At 61.8% G+C, this 21,543-nt stretch carries 17 protein-coding genes; 6 read left to right on the top strand and 11 right to left on the bottom strand.

Annotated features, from left to right (window positions below; genetic code table 11):
- Nucleotides 1–17 precede the first annotated feature (17 nt).
- Nucleotides 18–821, bottom strand: a complete 804-nt coding sequence (locus AB7813_RS26945; RefSeq protein ID WP_441228842.1) for a tetratricopeptide repeat protein — start codon at nt 819–821, stop codon at nt 18–20.
- A 172-nt stretch (nt 822–993) separates the two neighbouring features.
- Here AB7813_RS26945 and AB7813_RS26940 point away from each other — a divergent pair, with 172 nt between their 5' ends.
- Together AB7813_RS26940 and AB7813_RS26935 are read left to right on the top strand one after the other, a co-directional pair.
- A complete protein-coding gene (locus AB7813_RS26940) occupies nt 994–2,376 on the top strand; it encodes a leucyl aminopeptidase family protein (protein ID WP_441228841.1) in 1,383 nt (460 codons plus the stop codon).
- Complete coding sequence (locus AB7813_RS26935; RefSeq protein ID WP_441228840.1) at nt 2,369–3,220, top strand: C40 family peptidase; 852 nt, start codon at nt 2,369–2,371, stop codon at nt 3,218–3,220. The genes AB7813_RS26940 and AB7813_RS26935 overlap by 8 nt, the downstream gene beginning before the upstream one ends.
- Here AB7813_RS26935 and AB7813_RS26930 read toward each other — a convergent pair.
- From AB7813_RS26930 to AB7813_RS26900, 7 genes are all read right to left on the bottom strand, one after another.
- Nucleotides 3,204–3,860 (bottom strand): NUDIX domain-containing protein, encoded by a 657-nt coding sequence (locus AB7813_RS26930; RefSeq protein ID WP_441228839.1) that lies wholly within the window; start codon nt 3,858–3,860, stop codon nt 3,204–3,206. The two genes, AB7813_RS26935 and AB7813_RS26930, sit on opposite strands and share 17 nt — an antisense overlap.
- Before the next feature lie 6 nt (nt 3,861–3,866).
- Nucleotides 3,867–5,504 (bottom strand): ABC transporter ATP-binding protein, encoded by a 1,638-nt coding sequence (locus AB7813_RS26925; protein WP_441228838.1) that lies wholly within the window; start codon nt 5,502–5,504, stop codon nt 3,867–3,869.
- Between the two features lie 9 nt (nt 5,505–5,513).
- Complete coding sequence (locus AB7813_RS26920; RefSeq protein ID WP_089261556.1) at nt 5,514–6,692, bottom strand: ABC transporter permease; 1,179 nt, start codon at nt 6,690–6,692, stop codon at nt 5,514–5,516.
- Entirely contained in the window at nt 6,692–7,798 is a 1,107-nt protein-coding gene (locus tag AB7813_RS26915) for a microcin C ABC transporter permease YejB (protein ID WP_068736211.1), read from the bottom strand. Before AB7813_RS26915 ends, AB7813_RS26920 begins: the two co-directional genes overlap by 1 nt.
- A gap of 1 nt (nt 7,799) precedes the next feature.
- Nucleotides 7,800–9,656: an extracellular solute-binding protein gene (locus AB7813_RS26910; RefSeq protein WP_441228837.1), complete on the bottom strand. Its 1,857-nt coding sequence runs from the start codon at nt 9,654–9,656 to the stop codon at nt 7,800–7,802.
- Nucleotides 9,657–9,670: 14 nt separating this feature from the next.
- Nucleotides 9,671–11,572 (bottom strand): extracellular solute-binding protein, encoded by a 1,902-nt coding sequence (locus AB7813_RS26905; RefSeq protein ID WP_441228836.1) that lies wholly within the window; start codon nt 11,570–11,572, stop codon nt 9,671–9,673.
- A gap of 234 nt (nt 11,573–11,806) precedes the next feature.
- Nucleotides 11,807–12,355 (bottom strand): c-type cytochrome, encoded by a 549-nt coding sequence (locus AB7813_RS26900; RefSeq protein ID WP_068736206.1) that lies wholly within the window; start codon nt 12,353–12,355, stop codon nt 11,807–11,809.
- A gap of 207 nt (nt 12,356–12,562) precedes the next feature.
- Between AB7813_RS26900 and AB7813_RS26895 the strand changes: the two genes are divergently transcribed.
- Both AB7813_RS26895 and AB7813_RS26890 read left to right on the top strand, forming a co-directional pair.
- The gene (locus tag AB7813_RS26895; protein WP_441228835.1) at nt 12,563–13,303 is read left to right on the top strand and encodes a 3-deoxy-manno-octulosonate cytidylyltransferase; all 741 of its coding nucleotides are present in this window, start codon (nt 12,563–12,565) and stop codon (nt 13,301–13,303) included.
- A 45-nt stretch (nt 13,304–13,348) separates the two neighbouring features.
- Complete coding sequence (locus tag AB7813_RS26890) at nt 13,349–14,197, top strand: prephenate dehydratase (protein WP_441229012.1); 849 nt, start codon at nt 13,349–13,351, stop codon at nt 14,195–14,197.
- A 9-nt stretch (nt 14,198–14,206) separates the two neighbouring features.
- On the opposite strand, the gene AB7813_RS26885 is transcribed toward AB7813_RS26890, so the two are convergent.
- The 3 genes from AB7813_RS26885 to AB7813_RS26875 all read right to left on the bottom strand — a co-directional run bounded on the left by AB7813_RS26885 (nt 14,207) and on the right by AB7813_RS26875 (nt 16,198).
- Entirely contained in the window at nt 14,207–14,617 is a 411-nt protein-coding gene (locus AB7813_RS26885; RefSeq protein ID WP_093759237.1) for a YciI family protein, read from the bottom strand.
- 78 nt (nt 14,618–14,695) lie between these two features.
- Nucleotides 14,696–15,139: a VOC family protein gene (locus AB7813_RS26880; RefSeq protein WP_175365659.1), complete on the bottom strand. Its 444-nt coding sequence runs from the start codon at nt 15,137–15,139 to the stop codon at nt 14,696–14,698.
- Between the two features lie 42 nt (nt 15,140–15,181).
- Nucleotides 15,182–16,198, bottom strand: a complete 1,017-nt coding sequence (locus AB7813_RS26875; RefSeq protein ID WP_439082972.1) for an LLM class flavin-dependent oxidoreductase — start codon at nt 16,196–16,198, stop codon at nt 15,182–15,184.
- Nucleotides 16,199–16,608: 410 nt separating this feature from the next.
- Here AB7813_RS26875 and metF point away from each other — a divergent pair, with 410 nt between their 5' ends.
- A complete protein-coding gene (gene metF, locus AB7813_RS26870; RefSeq protein WP_441228834.1) occupies nt 16,609–17,508 on the top strand; it encodes a methylenetetrahydrofolate reductase [NAD(P)H] in 900 nt (299 codons plus the stop codon).
- A gap of 4 nt (nt 17,509–17,512) precedes the next feature.
- Nucleotides 17,513–21,358: a methionine synthase gene (gene metH / locus AB7813_RS26865; protein WP_441228833.1), complete on the top strand. Its 3,846-nt coding sequence runs from the start codon at nt 17,513–17,515 to the stop codon at nt 21,356–21,358.
- Nucleotides 21,359–21,543 lie beyond the last annotated feature (185 nt).

The following is a 21,543-nucleotide window of genomic DNA, read 5'->3' as shown; positions in this document are numbered from 1 at the left end:
ATTTGACCTGCGAGAAATTACGACCGACGCGGCGCGTCGTCGTCCCGGGCGCCCAGGCGGGGCTGACCTTTACTGCTCAGCATCTGCTTGAGATAGGCGACATTCGCCGCTGCTTCGTCTGGGGGCAGGTCAGCCCTCACGATAGATTCCGCTTCACCGAACCGGCCCTGCAGGCCAACCACGAGACCGAGATTCTGGCGAACGCGCGGATCGACATTGCCGCGGCCCTGCGCGCGGCGCAGCGTCGCCTCGGCCTGCGGCAGATCCTTCGAGAGCATGTAGGACAGACCGAGATTGGAGAGCACGGACGGTTCCTCCGGCCTGATCTTCAGAGCGCTGCCGTAGTAGCGGCGCGCCTCGTCGTGCTTGCCCATCTGGTCCAGGACCGCACCCTGAGCCGAGAGAATGCGCCAATCCGGATTGGCCGGGCTATGCGCGGTGGTCAGTACGTCGAAGGCGCGCTGGAAGCTGCCGGTATCGGCCAGCGCGCGGCCGTAACCAGCCAATAGTGGCTTGTTGCCGGGATTCGTAAGTGTCGCCTGTTCGAACACCGAAACGGCCTGGGCCCGCTGGCCGTTGGCCCGGAGCGCCTGGCCGTAACGCAAGGCAGCGTCAGCATCCTTGGGATTGGCGCGATAGCGTTCGCCATAGACTTCGGCCGCACGGGCGGGATCGGCATCGGCTGGTGCTTCCGCCCGAGCGCCAAGGGAACCGGTGATATCGGACATGCCCGCCGTCTTGCAGCCGGCAAGGCCGCTGGCCAGGATTGCCGTCATTGCCGCGGTCGTCAAAAGCCGGGCAAGACAAGGGGGCTGACGCATGGCAGGTTGACTCAACAATGGAGCGAACGGGCGGGCCGGATGCCTTCAGCAATAGAGTGTTAACCCTAATGGCTGGTTAATCGGCGCGGGCCACGCCATTCCTCCAATACCGGCGCTTGACGCCCTTTGCGCTTCAGGTGTCATTGCCGCTCCCTTTCGCGAGATTCTGCATATGCATTCCGCCTTCGAGACCGCTGCCGCCGCATCCACCATTCCGATCACCTTCGCGACCAAGACAACCTGGCCCGAAATCAGCGCAGCACTCCCCGCACCCGCGAAAGCTTTCGCCGCGGCCAACGGTTTTGCGGCGAAACCCGGCGCCTGGCTGGCGTTGCCGACGGAAGATGGCGCAATCGCCCAGGTCATCTTCGGGCTGGAAGACGACGGCGCGACCTTCCGCGACCTGTTCCGCCCGGGGCAATTGCCCGGCCTGCTGCCAGCGGGCACCTACCGTTTCGCCAACGCACCGCACGACACCCGCCTCGCCGTGCTCGCTTTCGCGCTCGGCAGCTATCGTTTCGGCCGTTATCGCAAGAATGATGAGCCCAAGGTGAAGCTGGTGCCGCCGGATGGCGTCGATATCGCCGATATCAGCCGCATGGCCGAGGCCGCAGCACTGGCGCGCGATCTCATCAATACGCCGTCGAACGATATGGGACCGGAAGAACTCGCCGCGGCCGCCAGGGATCTCGCAGCGCGTTTTGGTGCAGACTTCAACTGCATCATCGGCGACGACCTCGTGCAACAGAATTTTCCGTTGATCCACGCCGTGGGCATGGCCTCGACGCGCGCGCCACGGCTGATCGATTTCTCCTGGGGAGATCCGTCACATCCCAAGGTGACGCTGGTCGGCAAGGGCGTCTGCTTCGACACCGGCGGCCTTGATCTCAAGCCATCGAGCGGAATGCTGATCATGAAGAAGGATATGGGCGGTGCGGCCAATGTTCTCGCGCTGGCGCTGATGGTAATGGATGCCAAACTGAAAGTGCGGTTGCGCGTGCTTATCCCTGCTGTCGAGAACGCCGTCGCCGGCAATGCCTTTCGTCCGCTTGATATCTTCAAGTCGCGCAAGGGGCCGACGGTCGAAATCGGCAATACCGACGCCGAGGGGCGGTTGGTGCTGGCCGATGCACTGGCCTATGCCGACGAGGAGAAGCCGGACCTGCTGGTCGATCTGGGCACGCTGACCGGCGCTGCACGCGTAGCGCTCGGACCCGATCTACCGCCCTACTACACCAACGACGAGACGCTGGCACTGGACATCGCGCGCTGTGCGAAGGAGCAGAACGATCCGCTCTGGCGACTGCCGCTCTGGGCTCCCTACGATGCCTGGCTCGACTCCAAGGTCGCCAATATCAACAACGCGCCCTCCGGCGGTTTTGCGGGCTCGATCACCTGCGCGCTGTTTCTGCAGCGTTTCGTCGAAGCCGCGAAGAGCTGGCTTCACGTGGATATCTATGGCTGGACGCCGTCGGCGAAACCGGCGCGCCCCGAAGGCGGCGAATGTCAGGCTGCGCGCGCGATCTATCAACTATTGAGCCAACGCTATGGATAAACGCGACCCCAGGCTCACACCCGCGCGGCCAGACGTGGCCGCGCGATATCTTGAAGGTCAGGTCGAGGCCGCACGTTTCGTCGTCGGCGAAGAATTCGAGGTTGCCGATGGCGTCGCCTCCATGCGGCTCCAACCATTCTCCGGCGCAGAAATGAATACGCAGGCCTTGAAGGGCGAGCGCTTCACCATCTACGACCGCAACGACGAAGGCTGGGTCTGGGGCCAACTCAATGGCGACGGCTATGTCGGCTGGCTCTCGGATCTCGCACTCTATCCACCCGGGCCAACACCGACACACAAGGTGACCGCCCTCCGGTCGTTCCTTTTCCCTGGGCCCTCCATCAAGCTGCCGCCGACAGATACGCTGCCGCTCGGCGCGCGCCTGGCCATCATCAAGATGACCGACGCATTTGCCATGACGAGCGCCGGACATTGCGTGCCAAAGCAGCATATCGCAGAGATCGATGCGTTCGAGACCGACTTCGTTGCCGTGGCCGAGCGCTTCGTTGGCACGCCCTATCTCTGGGGCGGCAAGAGCAGCCTCGGTATCGATTGCTCCGGGCTGGTACAAATCGCACTGACGGCCGCGGGAACCGGATGCCCCCGCGACAGCGACATGCAGGAGAGCGGCCTCGGCCGCGCCTTGTCAGACGCCGAGATGCAGCATCTGAAGCGCGGCGACCTGATCTTCTGGAAAGGCCACGTCGCCATCGCCCGCGACGCCGACACGATCGTGCATGCCAATGCGCATCACATGGCGACGGCCATTGAAGACACGAAGGGTGCCATTGCGCGGATCAGGGCGGCCGGCAGCAATATCACCAGTATCAGACGGCTGGATTAGGCGCCGCGCGCTCGTAGTATTCCCCCAATCGGTCACGATGCAGTGCCAGCCATTGCAGGGCGCTAACCATCAAGCCGTTGTAAACTGCGCCGCTATCCAGCGCCGCGATCGCCTCGTCGATGGAGACCACGAGAGGCCGGGTATCCTCCGTCTCTCCGACGAGACCGCCCCGGCTGGGCACCTTGCTGCTGTCGACGAAGCCGAGAAAGAACGTGATATATTCGTCGGTGCAGCCTGGCGTCGGCAGCACGCTATAGAGTTCAAACAAACGCTGCGGCGTTACGCCGATCTCTTCCGCGCATTCTCGCGCAGCGGCAGCGAGCGGCGTTTCATCGCCATCGATCCGCCCGGCGACGATCTCGACCATCTCACCACGCCCCGTGGCCAGATGGGCCGGCAAACGGAACTGGTGGATCAGCACCACTTCACCGCGCTCCAGATCGATGGGAATTACTGCTGCCACCTTGCTCGCACGCAGCACGTCGCGCTGCTGCCGCAACGTCTCATCGTCCGCGCGAATGATCGCGATGTCGTACCGTTCGTAGGTCATGAAGCCGCGTCCGACCACCGTCGGGGCCGAGACAGCGACATCGGCAGCACGGTCCGTAATGGTGGGACGGTGATCGTTGTCTTTCGTCATCGTGTCCTACTGCGCAGCATCCCCGCCCGGTGCCGTTTCGATCCTGAACGCTGCGGCAAACAGCGCGCGGGTGTAATCGCTCTTCGGGTTCTTGAACAGCTCGGCCGCCGGCCCTTCCTCGACCACCTTGCCATGGCGCATCACGATGAGATGGCTGGCCAGGGACGCGACCACGCGCAGGTCATGCGAGATGAACAGATAAGTGAGATCGCGCTTGCGCTGCAGCTCGCGCAGGAGATCGACCATCTGCGCCTGGAACAGCATGTCGAGCGCGCTGGTCGGCTCGTCCAGCACAACGAAGCTCGGCTCCAGCACGGCTGCGCGCGCGATGCTGATGCGTTGGCGCTGGCCGCCGGAGAACTCATGCGGATAGCGGAACCGGGTCTTCGGATCGAGACCGACATCCTGCAGCGCCTTGACGACGCGCGTCTCACGATCCTCCGGCGAAAGAGAAGGCTGATGCACGCTGAGCCCCTCGGCGACGATATCTCCGACTGACATACGCGGCGACAGCGCCCCGAACGGATCCTGAAACACGATCTGCATGTCGCGCCGGATCGGCCGCATGTCCTTGAACTGCAAACCCTGAATGTCCTTGCTGAGGAACACGATCGGCCCCTGCGAGGAAATCAGCCGCAGCAGCGCGAGCCCTAACGTCGTCTTGCCCGAGCCGGACTCACCGACGACGCCCAGCGTCTCGCCCTGCCGCACTTGCAGGCTGACGCCGTCCACCGCTTTTACGTGGCCCACCGTCTTGCGCAGCAAGCCTCGCTTAATCGGGAACCAGACCTTGAGACCGTCCGCCGACATCACCACCGGCGCTTCCGGCCGTGGCGGCGCAGGATCAGGCTTCGGCTCGGCTGCGAGCAGCGCCTTGGTGTAGGCATGCTGCGGCGACGTGAACACCTGCTCCACCGGCCCCTGCTCGACGATCTTGCCATTGTTCATGACGCAGACGGTGTCGGCGATACGGCGGACAATGCCAAGATCGTGGGTGATGAAGAGGAGGCTCATGCCGAGCCGCTGACGAATATCGGCCAGCAGAGCGAGGATCTGCGCCTGCACCGTGACGTCCAGCGCCGTGGTCGGTTCGTCGGCGATCAGCAGATCGGGCTCGTTCGCGAGCGCCATCGCGATCATGACGCGCTGGCGCTGACCGCCAGACAGCTGATGCGGATAGCTGGCGAGACGCGTTTCCGGATCGGGAATGCCGACTTGCGTCAGCAATTCCAGCGTTCGTTCGCGCGCCTTGCTGCCGCGGATGCCATTATGGAGTTGCAGTATCTCGCCGATCTGCGCACCGATCGTGTGCAGCGGATTCAGCGAGGTCATCGGCTCCTGGAAGATGATCGAGATATCGTTGCCGCGGATGCCACGGATCTCGCGCTCCGACATGCTCAGGAGCTCATGGCCCTTGAAGCGGATATGGCCGGACGGATGCGATGCCGTCGGATAGGGCAACAGTCGCAGGATCGACATGGCGCTGACGGATTTGCCCGAGCCGGACTCACCCACAAGCGCCACGCACTCGCCCCGTTTGATCTCGAACGACACCCTGTCGACCGCGACCGATGTATTGCCGCCATGGTGGAACGCGACCGAGAGATCGCGCACATCGAGCAGCGGCTGGTTGATGGCATCCATGCTGCGGCCCTACCTGAACGTCTTGCGCGGATCGAAGGCATCGCGCACGCCCTCGCCGATGAAGATCAACAGCGACAGCATGATCGCCACCGCGAAGAAACCGGTGAAGCCGAGCCAGGGCGCCTGCACATTGGCCTTGCCCTGCGACAGCAGTTCGCCGAGCGACGGCGAGCCCGGCGGCAGACCGAAACCGAGGAAATCCAGCGCGGTCAGCGTCATCACCGAGGACGATACGATGAACGGCAGGAAGGTCATGGTCGCAACCATGGCATTGGGTAGCAGATGTCGGATCATGATTTTGGCGTTCGACACGCCGAGCGCCCGCGCGGCCATGATATATTCGAAGTTGCGACCGCGCAGGAATTCAGCGCGCACGAGACCTACGAGCGATACCCATGAGAACAGCAGCAGAATGCCGAGTAGCACGAAGAAACCCGGCACCAGCACCGAAGACAGGATCAGCAGCAGATAGAGTGACGGGATCGCACTCCAGATCTCGATGAAGCGCTGGAAAGCGAGATCGACCCAGCCACCGAAATAGCCCTGCACACCGCCTGCCGCGATGCCGATGATTGACGAAACGATCGTGAGCGCGAGGCCGAATAGCACCGAGATGCGGAAGCCGTAGATCAACCGGGCCACGACATCACGGCCCTGATCGTCGGTGCCGAGCCAGTTATATTCGAGGTCGCGGCAGCTCTTGAGGCCCTTCTTTTCAACCACCGGCTTGCACTGCTCCTCGGTCAGCATCCATGTCGGCTTTGACGGCGCCGGCGTCGGCAAATCGAGATTGTGGGTATCGTAGGAATAGCGGATCAGCGGCCAAAGGATGGTGCCGTTCTTCTCGGCGATCAGCTTTTGCAGGAAGGGGTCGCGATAATCGGCGGCCGTCTCGAAATCACCGCCGAAGGTCGTCTCCGAATAAGTGACGAAAGCCGGGAAATACATCTTGCCGTCGAACTTGATGAAGAACGGCCGGTCATTGGCGATCACCTCGGCGAACAGCGAGATGAAGAACAGGAACAGGAAAATCCAGAACGACCAGTAGCCACGGCGATTGGATTTGAAGTTCTGCCAGCGACGCTGGTTGAGCGGCGAGATACCGAGTGGATGGCGCGACGGTGGCACGGCTTCGCCGAGCGGTGACAGCGTGGTGGTTTCGACGGGCACGGGCGCTGTGATCGTCATCAGACTTCTCGCGCCTCAAAGTCGATCCGCGGATCGATCCACATATAGGCCAGATCGGACAGGAGGTTCACGACGAGACCGACCAGCGAAAAGATAAACAGCGTGCCGAACACCACGGGGTAATCGCGGTTGAGCACGCTCTCGAAGCCGAGGAGACCGAGGCCGTCGAGCGAGAAGATGGTCTCGATCAGCAGCGAACCCGAAAAAAAAGCATGAATGAACGCGCCCGGGAATCCTGCGATGACGATCAGCATCGCGTTACGGAAGATGTGATTGTAGAGTACCTGCCGCTCGTTGCAGCCTTTGGCGCGCGCCGTCATCACATATTGCTTGCGGATTTCATCGAGGAAAGAGTTCTTGGTCAGCAGCGTCATGGTGGCGAAGGCGCCGAGCACCATGGAGATCAGCGGCAGCGTCATGTGCCAGAAATAATCGATGATCTTCCAGTACCACGGGAACTGGCTCCAGCCGTCCGAGGTCAGTCCACGCAACGGGAAGATGCTCCAGAACGATCCGCCCGAGAACAGGATGATCAGCAGGATCGCGAACAAGAAGCCGGGAATGGCGAAACCGACAATGATGACGGCCGAGGTCCAGGTATCGAATCTTGAGCCGTCCTGCACCGCTTTGCGGATGCCGAGCGGAATCGAGATCAGATAGGTGATCAACATCATCCAGATGCCGAGCGACATCGAGACCGGCAGCTTCTCCTTGATGAGCTGCAGCACCGTCGTGTCGCGGAAATAGCTCTTGCCGAAATCGAAGCGCGCGAAATTCCACAGCATCAGCGCGAAACGTTCAGGCGCAGGCTTGTCGAAGCCGAACTGCTTTTCCAGGCTCTTGACGAAATCCGGATCGAGCCCCTGCGCGCCGCGATATTTCGAGTTCACCGCATCGCCTGCGGCGCCCGGCTGCGCACGGTTACCGAAGTCACCACCAGATGAACCGGAAACGCGCGACGCGCCTGTATCGGCGCCGCTGAGTTGCGCAATCACACGCTCGACTGGACCTCCGGGCGCAAATTGCACCACCACAAAGGAGACGAACAGGATTCCCAACAGCGTGGGAAACATCAGCAGCACGCGCCGTGCGATATATGCGCCCATGCTATTTGGCCTGCTCACTTGAAGGTTTTGCGGACGCCCACCACAGATCGGGGGCACCGACGCCGATATATTTCGGCAGATTGGCGGGATGGCCGAACACATCCCAATAGGCCACGCGATGCGACGCTGCATACCATTGCGGCACCCAATAACGTCCGGCGCGGATCACACGATCCAGCGCCCGCGCCGCAAAAACCAGCTTGGGCCGCGTATCGGCGGCGATAACTTCGTTCATCAGGGCATCGACCACAGGATCGGAAATGCCGGCGAGATTGTTCGAGCCCTTGGTGGCGGCCGACTGCATCGAGAAGAACGAACGCAGCGAATCGCCGGGAATGGTAGAAAAGCTGAAGCGCTCAATGGCCGCATCGAAATCGAAATCGTCGCGGCGCGCGCGGAATTGCACGGGATCGACAAGACGCACACTGGCCTCGATGCCCAGCGTGCCGAGATTTTTGATATAGGGCATGTGATGCGCCTGGAAAGCAGGCTCATCAAGCAGAAACTCGATCTTGAACGGCTCACCCTGCGCCGTCATGCGCTTGCCGTCCTTCATTGCGCAACCTGCGTCGTTCAGGAGCTGGATGGCCTTGCGCAGCAGCGCACGATCCTGGCCCGAACCATCGGAAGTTGGCGGCACATAGGGATCACCGAACACTTCGCTCGACACCTTGTCCCGGAACGGCTCCAGCAATGCGAGCTCTTCCGGCGACGGCGCACCAGTCGCCATCAGGTCAGAGTTCTGGAACGGCGACACCGTGCGCACATAGGCGCCATACATGATGGTCTTGTTGGTCCATTCGAAATCGAATGCATTGCCGAGCGCCTCGCGCACGCGCGGATCCTTGAACTTGGCGCGGCGTGTGTTGAGGAACCAGCCCTGCGCGCCGGACGGCGTATCGTCGGGCAGCATCTCCTGCTTGACCCGGCCATCCTTCACGGCCGGAAAATCGTAGCGTGTATTCCAGATGCGCGAGGTGAACTCCTCGCGATACAGATAATTGCGACCGGTGAAGCCCTCGAAAGCCACGTCGCGGTCGCGATAGAAATCGAACCGCACCGTATCGAAATTGTAGCTGCCCCGGTTGACCGGAAGGTCTGCGGCCCACCAGTCCTTCACGCGGTCGAATTCGATGTAACGCCCGACCTCGAAGCGCCCGACCTTGTAAGGCCCGCTACCGAGCGGCGTCTCCAGCGACGTCTCATCGAATGCGCGCTTATCGTAATAGGCCTGCGAGAAAATCGGCATGCCTGCAACGAACAACGGCACGTCGCGGCCGCGTTTCTCGGCGAAGGTCACCACCAGCGTCACGTCATCGACAGCCTCGGCCTTCACCATATCACGCATCTGCTGCGTGATGATGGGATGGCCCTTGGTCTTGAGGGCCGTCAATGAGAATGCCGCATCGCGTGCAGTGAGTTTGCTGCCGTCGTGGAAGCGAGCTTCCGGCCTCAGCGTAAAACGATAAGTCAGACCATCGGCAGAGATCTGCACGGACTTCGCGACCAGCCCGTACATCGCGTCTGGCTCGTCGCCCGCGCGCACCATCAGCGGGGCGAAGGTCATGCCCATGCCCTGCGCGCCGTCGCCCTTCAGAACATAGGCGTTCAGCGAATTGAAGGTCTGGAACGACTGGTTGAATGCACGGCTCGACGGCACCGTCGAAAAGGCGCCGCCCTTCGGCGCCTTAACGTTGACGTAGTCGAAATTCGGAAAATCGGCCGGATATTTCAGATCGCCAAAGGCGGAGATGCCGTGGGCTTCGCTCCGCGCCTGCGCCAAAGCGGGGCTGAAGTGCGCGACCGCAATAGCGCCGATCCCGAGACCCAGCACGTGCCGACGATTGAGCTGCGCCATGCGCGATGTGCTCCTCAAGAGCGCTTGCCGATCTTTGCGGCCTTGTCGGCGTCGTACCACCAGATGGCTGGGAAACCCGACTGCCCGTATTTCGGCGGCTCAGGCGGACGACCGAAGCGATCCCAGCGCGCGGTGCGGACCTTGTTGTAGGTCCATTGCGGCACCACGAAGTTGTTCCACAGCAGCACGCGATCGAGCGCCTTGGTCGCAGCGACGAGATCGTTGCGGTCCTTGGTGAAGATCACGCGATCGATCAGCTTGTCGATCGCCGGATTCTTGATGCCCACGATGTTGCGCGAGCCGGCCATATCGGCTGCCTGCGAGCCCCAGAATTCACGCTGCTCGTTACCAGGCGACAGCGACTCCGGCCAGGACGACACGACGATGTCAAAATCCCAGGTCCGCAGCCGGTTCTCATATTGCGTGGCATCGATGGTGCGGACCGACACGCCGATGCCGAGACGTTCCAGCGACGGCTTGAAGAACAGCATCACGCGCTCGAAAGAGGGATCCTCACCGAGCAATTCCAGTTCAAACGACGCACCGGTCTTGGCATTGACCAGTTTGCGATCACGGACTTCGTAGCCTGCTTCCTTGAACAATTGTAGCGCTTCGCGAAGATTGCTGCGCACATTTTCAGCACTGCCACCGACCGGATTCGTATAGGGCTTGGTGAAAACCTCCGGCGGCACTTCGGCACGCACCGTCTCCAAAATCTCCAGCTCCTTGCCTTCCGGCAGACCTGACGATGCCAGTTCGGTGCCGTCGAAATAGCTGGAGATGCGCTTGTACTGGCCGAAGAAGATCTGCTTATTCATCTCCTCGAAGTCGAACGCATAATTCAGCGCGCGGCGAACGCGCGGATCCTTGAACTTCTCGCGGCGGATGTTGAGCGCGAAGCCCTGCATGATGCCCGACGAGCGGTTGAGGAATTCTTCGAGGATAACGCGCTTCTCGGCCACCGCCGGAAAGTCATAGGCCGTCGCCCAGTTCTTGGCGCTGTTCTCGGTGCGCCAATCGACCTGATCGCCCTTGAAGGCTTCGAGTGCAACGGTGCCGTCGCGGAAATATTCGTAGCGCAGCTCGTCGAAATTATTGCGACCGACATTCACGTTGAGGTCGCGCCCCCAATAGTCCTTCACACGCTCCACCGCCACCGAACGGCCCGGCACGAAATCCTTGATGCGGTAGGCGGCGCTGCCAAGCGGCATCTCCAGCGTGGTGCTGCCGATGTCGCGCTTGGCGCCGGAGGCGTTGCTGCCCTCCCACCAGTGCTTGGGCAGCACGGTGAGCTGGCCGACGATCTGCGGCAATTCACGATTGCCGGGCGCATCGAAGGTGAACTTGATCTCGCGCTCGCCGACCTTCTCTGCCTTCACCACATGGCGGTAATAGGCAGAATATTGCGGGTGATATTTCTTGAAAGACTCAAGCGAGAAGATCACATCCTCCGGGGTCACCGGCTTGCCATCATGCCACTTGGCATTCGCCCGCAGCCGGTAGGACACCCAGGAGTAATCCTCGGGGTGGCTGACGGCTTCGGCGAGCAGACCATATTCGGTCGACACCTCGTCCAGTGATCCTGTCGTGAGGGACTCGTAGATCAGTCCGACGGCACCGGCGATATTGCCCTTCACGCCGGCCACCGCGATGTTGAAATTGTCGAAGGTGCCGATGGCGATCTGGCGGACGGTGCCGCCCTTGGGAGCTTCGGGATTGACGTAGTCGAAGCGCTTGAACTCCGCCGGATACTTGATCTCCCCGAACAAGGACAGCGCATGGCGCCATTCTGCACCTTTAGCCGGAGACTGGGCACTTGCTGCATCAATGACGGAGAGGCTGCCCGTACCACCGATGACAGGGGCAAGTGCGGCGAAGGCGCTGGTCTGGAGAAGGCGGCGTCGGGAAATCGTCAATGTGCTGAATCCTGTGAACCGAAGCAGTCTATTAGAACGGTCATATAAGGCGAGGGTTCGACCGATTATGCCGGCTTTTCCGCAGGATACCACCCGTCACGCTGGTTGCATCCTAACGCGTTGCGGCCAAACGTCCCGCTTAAGCTTTGGTAATGCAGATACGAAAACGGCCAGGCTGAGCCTGGCCGTTTAATCGATGATAAATTACCAAGGAACAGCGTTACGACGCCGTCCTCATTTCGCTGCTGTGGGCAGCGGCACCGGCTTATCGGCGAGAGTTGCCAGATAGGCGATCACGTCGGCGCGCTCGCTATCCTTTTGAATGCCGGCGAAGCCCATGGCCGTGCCGGGCACGGTGCCCTTCGGATTGGCGATAAACTTGTTCAGCTCCTCGAAGGTCCAGGTGCCGCCCTTGGCCTTCATGCCTGCCGAGAAGTTGAACCCGGCCTTGCCTTCGCCCACCTTCTCATTGACGACGCCGAACAGGTTCGGGCCAACGCGGTTCGGGCCACCCTTTTCGAATGTATGGCAGGCAGCGCACTTCTTGGCTGCGGTTGAGCCCTTCTCGACCGAAGCGGTCTGCAGCAGCTTCTCGATCGGTTCGGACGGCGCGGCAGCGGCCTTGGCACCACCGGCAGCCTCTTCCTTCACGGCGATATCAAAGCCAGGCTTTTCCATATGCTTCGGTGAAAACACGGCCTGGGCGGTGAAATTCGTCACCATCAGAACCAGGCAGGTGCCGAGAATGGCGCCCATAATCTTGTTGAGTTCGAAGGAGTCCATAGTCGAAAAGCCCCACGCCGTTTTAGGTCATTGGAAGGCCGCTCCAACGGCCTCGACACACTCAGGAATCACGTTCCTGCGGCCCTTGGGCCTGCCGTTTTGAGATAACGGTTTGCCCATCCTCTGGCAACCCGTATAAACGCCGCGCCCTTTGATGTGCATCATACTTTTCGGGGGGAGATCACTGGAATCCAAGCCGATTTTGACATGACAGACACACGCACCCTGGTGCTCATTCCCGCCCGGATGGCGGCCACCCGCCTCCCCGGCAAGCCGCTGCTCGATATTGGCGGGCTGCCGATGATCGTGCATGTGGCGCGACGCGCCAAAGAGGCCGGTCTGGGCCGTGTCGCCATCGCCACCGATACGGCCGACATCGCGGACGCCGTTAAAGCCCACGGTTTCGAGGCGGTCATGACCTCCCCGGACCATCCATCAGGGTCCGACCGGATATTTGAGGCCCTGTGCAAACTGGACCCGGCCGGGCACGTCCAGACCATCGTCAATGTCCAGGGCGACCTGCCCACTATTCCGCCAGGTGACATTAGCGCCGCGGTCCGCCTGCTCGACGACCCCGCGGTCGACATCGCGACCCTGGCGACCGAGATCCACAAGGATGACGAACATACCAATCCGAGCGTGGTGAAGCTGATCGGCTCGCCAGCCGGGCCTGACCGGCTGCGTGCGCTGTATTTCACCCGCGCCACGGCGCCCTATGGCGACGGGCCCCGCTACCATCACATCGGGCTTTATGCCTATCGGCGCGCCGCGCTCGAAGGCTTCGTCAAACTCGCGCCGTCGACGCTGGAGCTGCGCGAAAAGCTCGAACAGCTCCGCGCACTGGAAGCCGGCATGCGGATCGACGCCGCCATCGTCGATAGCGTCCCGCTCGGCGTCGATACACCCGCGGATCTCGAAACCGCCCGCCGGCTACTGGCAAATAACTGAGCGACTGATACAAGGCCCGCCATGACCATTCCCAAAAATCAGATCATGAAGATCGCATTCCAGGGCGAGCCCGGCGCCAATTCCCATATCGCCATCGTCGAGGCGTTTCCGAATGCCGAGCCCCTGCCCTGCGCCACCTTCGAGGATGCGCTGGCCGCGATCACCTCGGGCGAGGCCGATCTCGGCATGATCCCGATCGAGAACTCGATTGCCGGCCGCGTCGCCGACATCCATCATCTGCTGCCGCAGTCGGGCCTGCATATCGTCGGCGAGTGGTTTCTGCCCATCCACCACCAGATGATGGCGCTGCCCGGCACGAAGCTCACCGACATCAAGACGGTGGAAAGCCACGTCCACGCGCTCGGCCAGTGCCGCCGCATCATTCGCAAGCTCGGCATCAAGGCCATCGTCGCCGCCGACACTGCGGGCTCGGCCCGCGCGATTGCCGAACGCGGCGACAAGAGCTGCGCCTCGCTGGCCTCGCGGCTCGCGGCAGATATCTACGGGCTCGAAATTCTCGCCGAGGACGTCGAGGACGAGGATCACAACACCACGCGTTTCGTCATCCTTTCCAAAGACGCCAAATGGGCGCCGCAGGGCTCCGAACCGCTGGTCACCAGTTTTGTTTTCCGCGTCCGCAACCTTCCTGCGGCGCTCTACAAGGCACTCGGCGGCTTCGCCACCAACGGCGTCAACATGACCAAGCTGGAAAGCTACATGGTCGACGGCGAATTCTTCGCCACGCAGTTCTACGCCGATGTCGACGGTCATCCGGATGACCGCAACCTCGCTTTCGCGCTCGAAGAGCTGAAGTTCTTCTCACGCGAATTCAGGATCGTCGGCGTCTATCCGGCGCATCCTTTCCGCGCAACCTTCGGCGAACCGACCTCGTAACCGGCAAGTTCAGGACGACGCCGGCCGGACGTGATCGGTCAGCGCATGCGTCGCCGCCATAGGCGAACCGGGCAGAAATAGCTGAACCGGACGGATTTCATAGACCGCAGTCGGATTGACGCGGCGCAGATCGCGCGCGGTCGCGACGGCGTCCTCACGGGTCGCACAATCGACGACATAGAAGCCGAGCAACTGCTCCTTGGTCTCGGCAAAAGGACCGTCGATGACCACGCCGGCACCGGGTCCGCGCAGGGTGAATGCACCCTTGGTGCCGCCCAGCCGCGCAGCCGGCCCCATCCGGCCGTCGGCCGTCAGCTTCTCGTGAAGCTCATGAAGATTGGCCATCACCGCAGTGTCTTCGTCGGCCGTCCACGACACGACGACGTCTTCGACGTGATAGGCCAGGATTGCATAGAGCATAGGTTTTACCTCGTGTGGTGACGGCGCCAATCCAAGGACGTTTCGGTAGTCCCGATCCCGACATTGCCTTTCGAAACTTTACGACGCCTCGCAAATTGACGCATCCACCGCAACCAACTCGACGATATTGCCGTCCGGATCGGTGACGTAAATGGAGCGCCAGCCGATCCATCGGTGTTCGTAGGTGTTCGGCTTGAAACCCGCCTTCGTCAGGGCATCGAGAGCAGGCTGATAGTCCGATAACGCAATCTCCAGCGCAAGGTGATGCAGAGTGGGTGCCCGCAAATCGGGAGCAGACCATTTCGTGTCGTCACGATTGGACGGCTGATCGGCCCTGAAAAGACCGATAATCCGGTGATGGCCTTCAAAGCCATCTTCCACTTTGAGAAATACAATCCGATCGTCGAAGGCGCGCAGCAGACTGAGACCAAGGACATCTCGATAGAAACTGACCGCGCGCGGCATATCGCTGACACGCAGAACAACTTCGCCAAGGCCACGCGGTGTTACCAGAGGCGCCATCATCCCCTCCCATTGTCGCGGCGCTCGCTAACCTCGCTGCGCCTAAGCTGCTGCTCTCTGCAATTGAAATACGTCCGCCAACAGATCATAGGACCGCTTCCGCGCCTCATGATCATACATCGCGGTAATGACCATCAACTCATCGGCCTGGCATTCGCTGATGAGCGGCTGCAGCTTTTCCAAGACTGTCGACGGACTGCCGACGAACAGCCGTGAACGATTGCGCGCGATCTTCATCTTTTCGCTGTCGCTATAAGGATAGGCCAGCGCCTCTTCGACGCTCGGCAGCGGCGCGTATTCGCCGCGGTCGCGGCGGAGGCGATTGAGGTCGGCCGACGAGGCCAGACGCTCGGCCTCGGCATCGGTCTCCGCACAAATCACAGCGACCGCGAGAATCGCATGCGGCGCCTGCCGCCAGCCGGATGATTTGAAGCGCGCGCGGTAATGCACCATCGCGTCGGCCGCATCATGGGATGCGAAATGATGCGCGAAAGCGAAACCCATGCCGACCTGCGCAGCCAGATCCGAACTGTAGTCGCTGGACCCGAGCAGCCAGAGCGGCGGCAGTGGCACGTCATTCGGCATCGCCACAACGTTGTTATAGGGATGACCTTCCGGGAATTGCCGCGTCTCCCACAGTACCAGTTCGCTCAGCCGCTCGAGGAAATCATCGCCCTCGCGGCCGGCAAGACGGTTGCGCAACGCATAGGCTGTGGCGCCATCGGTCCCCGGCGCACGGCCAAGGCCGAGATCGATCCGGCCGGGAAACAGCGCCTCCAGCATCTTGAAGCGCTCGGCCACCATCAGCGGCGCATGGTTCGGCAGCATCACGCCGCCGGAACCGACGCGAATGTGCTGCGTCACTGCCGCAATCTGCCCGATCATGATCTCCGGCGCCGGACTCGCGACCGATGCCAAATTGTGGTGCTCGGCCAGCCAGTAACGGACATAGCCGAGGCGATCGGCATGTTTGGCCAGATCGATGCTGTTACGGAGCGCGCCCGCGGGCGGCGTGCCTGACGTGACGACCGAGAGGTCGAGAATGGACAATGGGATCATGGCGCCAAGCTAGTGCCTGCGCCGGAGAGGGCAAAGAGCGTTTTGGGCCACGGACGCCTCCCCCAAATGCCGACGGCAACGAGGGCCGGCACTCGTGGGACGAATTCTGATATAAGAATAATTACACGAACTCTGCCCACATACACCTTCATAGATCGAAGTGGTTCGATTGACAATTTAAAGCCATATTCTGGTAGTTTTGCGGGAAACCGGCGCTGCCCACTTATATTCCAACAACGGAAATTACGCGAGATATCCGCCCTTAATTGGGCCAATTCCCACCCTAAAATCGCTCCAGATGGGCTATTTCAGTCACCGACCATAGCCTATCTTTGTGCAGTGCAGCCAAAATCCTCAGGGCTTGGCGCCAGAGACAACCGGTACCGCTTCATGCGGTGGAGTTCGACGCGATGACCGAGATCAACCCGGCCACCCCAACCAAGCTTCCCAATATCTCCTTCGAGTTCTTCCCGCCGAAGACCGAGGAGATGGACCGCACCCTGTGGGACACCATCGAGCGCCTGGCGCCGCTGAACCCGTCCTTCGTGTCGGTGACCTATGGCGCCGGTGGGTCGACGCGCGAGCGCACCCACGCCACCATCGTCCGTCTGCTCAAGGAGACCGCCCTCACCCCGGCGGCGCATCTGACCTGCGTCGGCGCGCCGAAAAGCGAAATCGACGATGTCGTGACCCGCTATCATGAGGCCGGCGTTCGCCACATCGTGGCCCTGCGCGGCGATCCGACCACAGGCATCGGCACGGAATATATACCGCACCCCGACGGTTACAAGACCTCCGCCGATCTGGTCGCCAGCATCCGCAACCGCTATCCCGATATCGACGTCACCGTCTCCGCCTATCCGGAGAAGCATCCCGAGAGCGCCGACTTCGATGCTGACATCGATACGCTGAAGGCCAAAGTCGATGCCGGCGCGACCCGCGCCATCACCCAGGTGTTCTTCGATAACGACCTGTATTTCCGCTACCTCGACAAGGTCCGCTCCCGCGGCATCGATATCCCGGTGCTGCCCGGCATCATGCCGATGCATAATTTCAAGCAGGCGAGAACTTTCGTCACCCGCGCCGGCACCACGGTGCCATCCTGGCTCGCCGCCAAGTTCGACGGCCTCGATAACGATGCCGAGACACGCAAACTGGTAGCTACCACCGTGGCCGCCGGCCAAGTGCAGAAGCTCGCCAAACAGGGCGTCAGTGACTTCCATTTCTACACGATGAACCGCGCCGATCTCGTTTTCGCCATTAGTCACCTGTTGGGCTTCCGGCCGAACGGCGCGCAGAAAGCTGCCTGATCTCATGTCCGTACCCGTTTCGCCGAAGCGTACCGAACTGCTTGCCGCCGCTGCCGAGCGCATTCTCGTGCTCGACGGTGCCATGGGCACCATGATCCAGGGCCTGCAATTCGACGAGGCCGCATTCCGCGGTGAGCGCTACAAGAATTTCCACCGCGACCTCCGCGGCAACAACGACCTGTTGATCCTGACGCAGGCCGACGCCATCGAGGACATCCACGCGCAATATCTGCGCGCCGGTGCCGACATCGTCGCCACCAACACCTTCTCCTCGACCTCGATCGCGCAGGCCGATTACGACCTGCAGGACATCGCCTATGAGATGAGCCGCGAAGGCGCGCGCCTCGCCAAGAACGCCGCGATCACCGTCGCTGCCGAGGACGGCAAGCCGCGCTTCGTCGCCGGCGCCATCGGCCCGACCAACCGCACCGCCTCGATCTCGCCGGATGTCGCAAATCCCGGCTATCGCGCGGTGACCTTCGACGATCTGCGCATCGCCTATAGCGAGCAGATCAACGGTTTGCTCGACGGCGGTGCTGATCTCTTGCTGGTCGAGACCATCTTCGACACGCTGAACGCCAAGGCGGCGCTCTATGCCATTGCCGAAATCTGCGAGGCGCGCGGCATCGACGTGCCCGTAATGATCTCCGGCACCATCACCGACAAGTCCGGACGCCTGCTGTCCGGCCAGATGCCGGAAGCGTTCTGGAATTCGGTGAAGCACGCCAGACCCGCCACCATCGGCTTCAACTGCGCGCTCGGCGCCGAAGACCTGCGCGCGCATATCGCCGATATCGGCCGCGTCGCCGATACCCTCGTCTGCGCCTATCCGAATGCCGGCCTGCCCAACGAATTCGGCCAGTATGACGAGAGCCCGGAATTCATGGCGGGGCTGATCGGCGAGTTCGCTGCCAGCGGCCTCGTCAATGTGGTCGGCGGCTGCTGCGGCACCACGCCGGATCATATCGCGGCCATCGCCAAGGCCGTCGCGCCGCACAAGCCGCGCGTCGTGCCCGAGATCGCACCGCTCCTGCGCCTGTCAGGTCTGGAGCCGTTCGAACTGACCTCGGCGATCCCCTTCGTGAATGTCGGCGAGCGCACCAACGTCACCGGCTCGGCTAAATTCCGCAAGCTGATCACCGCCGGCGACTACACCGCCGCGCTGCAGGTGGCGCGCGACCAGGTCGAGAACGGCGCGCAGGTCATCGACGTCAATATGGACGAAGGCCTGCTGGATTCCGAAGCGGCGATGGTCGAGTTCCTCCATCTGGTCGCCTCCGAGCCGGACATCGCCCGCGTGCCGGTGATGGTCGACTCGTCGAAATTCAACGTCATCGAAGCCGGCCTGAAATGCGTTCAGGGCAAGCCGATCGTCAATTCGATCTCGATGAAGGAAGGCGTGGAGAAGTTCATCCATGAGGCCAAGATCGCGCAGCGCCATGGCGCCGCCGTGGTCGTCATGGCCTTCGACGAGGTCGGCCAGGCCGACACGTTCGCGCGCAAGACCGAGATCTGCAAACGCGCTTACGACATTCTGGTGGGTGAGCTGAACTTCCCGCCGGAAGACATCATCTTCGATCCCAACATTTTTGCGATCGCAACCGGTCTGGAAGAGCACAACAATTACGGCGTCGACTTCATCGAAGCGACACGCTGGATCCGCCAGAACCTGCCGCATGCGCATATTTCCGGCGGCGTCTCCAACTTGTCCTTCTCGTTCCGCGGCAACGAGCCCGTGCGCGAAGCGATGCATTCGGTGTTCCTGTATCACGCCATCAAGGCGGGCATGGACATGGGCATCGTCAATGCCGGCCAGATGATCGTCTATGACGACATCGATCCTGAACTGCGCCAGGTCTGCGAGGACGTCATCCTCAACCGCGATCCCGGCGCCTCGGAACGGCTGCTCGAACTTGCCGAGAAATTCCGCGGCCAGACCAAGCAGGCCAAGGAGCAGGATCTCACCTGGCGCGAATGGCCGGTGGAGAAGCGGCTGAGCCATGCGCTGGTGCACGGCATCACCCAATATATCGACGAAGACACCGAAGCCGCACGCCTGACCGTGGCACGCCCGCTGCATGTCATCGAGGGCCCGCTGATGGCCGGCATGAACATTGTCGGCGACCTGTTCGGCGACGGAAAGATGTTCCTGCCGCAGGTGGTGAAGTCGGCCCGCGTGATGAAGCAGGCGGTGGCCTACCTGATGCCGTTCATGGAGCAGGAGAAGGCCGACAATCTCGCCGCAGGGATCACCGGCGATGGCCGCAAGAATGCCGGCAAGATCGTGCTCGCCACGGTGAAGGGCGATGTCCACGACATCGGCAAGAACATTGTCGGCATCGTGCTCCAGTGCAACAATTTCGAGGTCATCGATCTCGGCGTCATGGTGCCGGCATCGAAGATCATCGACACCGCCAAGGCCGAAGGCGCCGACATCATCGGCCTGTCCGGCCTGATCACGCCGTCGCTCGATGAGATGACGTTCCTGGCCGGCGAGATGGAACGGCAGGGTCTGAAGATGCCGCTGCTGATCGGCGGCGCGACGACCAGCCGCGTGCATACCGCCGTGAAGATCGATCCGAACTACCGCGCCGGCGCCGTTGTGCATGTCAACGACGCCAGCCGCGCCGTCGGCGTCGCCTCGTCGCTGCTGTCGCCTGAGAAGAGCGTCGCCTATGCGGCCGAGGTGCGCGCCGATTATGCGAAGATCTCGGCGGCACATTTCCGCGCCCAACAGGACAAGAAGCGCCTCTCGCTCATCGCAGCGCGCGCTAATGCGCATGTCGCGGACTTCAGCAAGACGGTGCGCAAGCCGACCTTCCTGGGCATCCGGACTTTCAGCGATTATTCGCTCGAAGAGCTTGCTGCCTATATCGACTGGACGCCGTTCTTCCAGACTTGGGAACTGTCCGGCCGTTTCCCCGGCATCCTCACCGACAGCGTGGTCGGCGAAGTCGCGACGTCGCTCTATGCCGATGCGCAGAAGATGCTCAAGCAGATCGTCGAAGAGAAGTGGTTCACGGCGAAGGCAACCATCGGCTTCTGGCCGGCCAATGCCGTGGGTGACGACATCCGCCTCTATGCCGATGACACCCGCACAACCGAGATCGCGACGCTCTACACGTTGCGCCAGCAGCTCGAAAAGCGCGAGGGTCGCTTCAACGCCGCGCTCTCCGACTTCATCGCGCCGAAGACCTCGAATGTGCCGGATTATATCGGCGGCTTCGTGGTCACCGCGGGCATCGGCGAGGACATCATCGCCGACCGCTTCAAGAACGCCAATGACGACTACTCGTCGATCCTGTGCAAGGCACTGGCCGACCGCCTCGCCGAAGCCTTCGCCGAGCGCATGCATGAGCGTGTGCGCAAGGAGTTCTGGGCCTATGCGCCGGACGAGGCCATCTCGACTGACGACCTGATCCTGGAGAAGTATCAGGGCATCCGCCCTGCTCCCGGCTATCCCGCACAGCCCGATCACACCGAGAAAGCGACGATCTTCAAATTGCTCGATGCGGAGAACACTGCGGGCGTAACACTCACCGAAAGCTACGCCATGTGGCCGGGCTCGTCGGTGTCCGGGCTCTATTTCAGCCATCCCGAGAGCTATTATTTCGGCGTCGGCAAGATCGAGCGCGATCAGGTCGAGGAATATGCCGCGCGCAAGAACATGAGCGTGGCCGAGGTGGAACGTTGGCTGGCGCCTGTGCTGAACTACATTCCGGGTGCCGGTGCCGAGCCTGCACCGGTCGCCGTACCCGCGCCTGCCAATGACGAACTCGCGACCCATCCGCCGGGATGTAACTGCGCGGTGCATTTGATGTATCGCGGCAAGAAGGTCGGCGTGAAGTAGCGCTTTGCAAGTCGCAGGATGTGCTTGTCAAACAGCCACGCTCTCGCAGTCTCGCGGCGCTTGCGCGTCCGAGGTGTGAGCAGTGCCCCTCGAAACATGAGGGGTGGCGGCGCGCCGTGAGGCGCAAAGGGTGGTTTTATCGCGATCCGCTCCACCGGAACCGGCAAGCTGCAACCGCGCAACGC

It is taken from the genome of Tardiphaga sp. 20_F10_N6_6, assembly GCF_052076045.1.
GTDB lineage: Bacteria > Pseudomonadota > Alphaproteobacteria > Rhizobiales > Xanthobacteraceae > Tardiphaga > Tardiphaga robiniae.
Note: the sequence above shows the minus strand (reverse complement) of the source record. Positions and strands in the feature narration are given on the sequence as shown.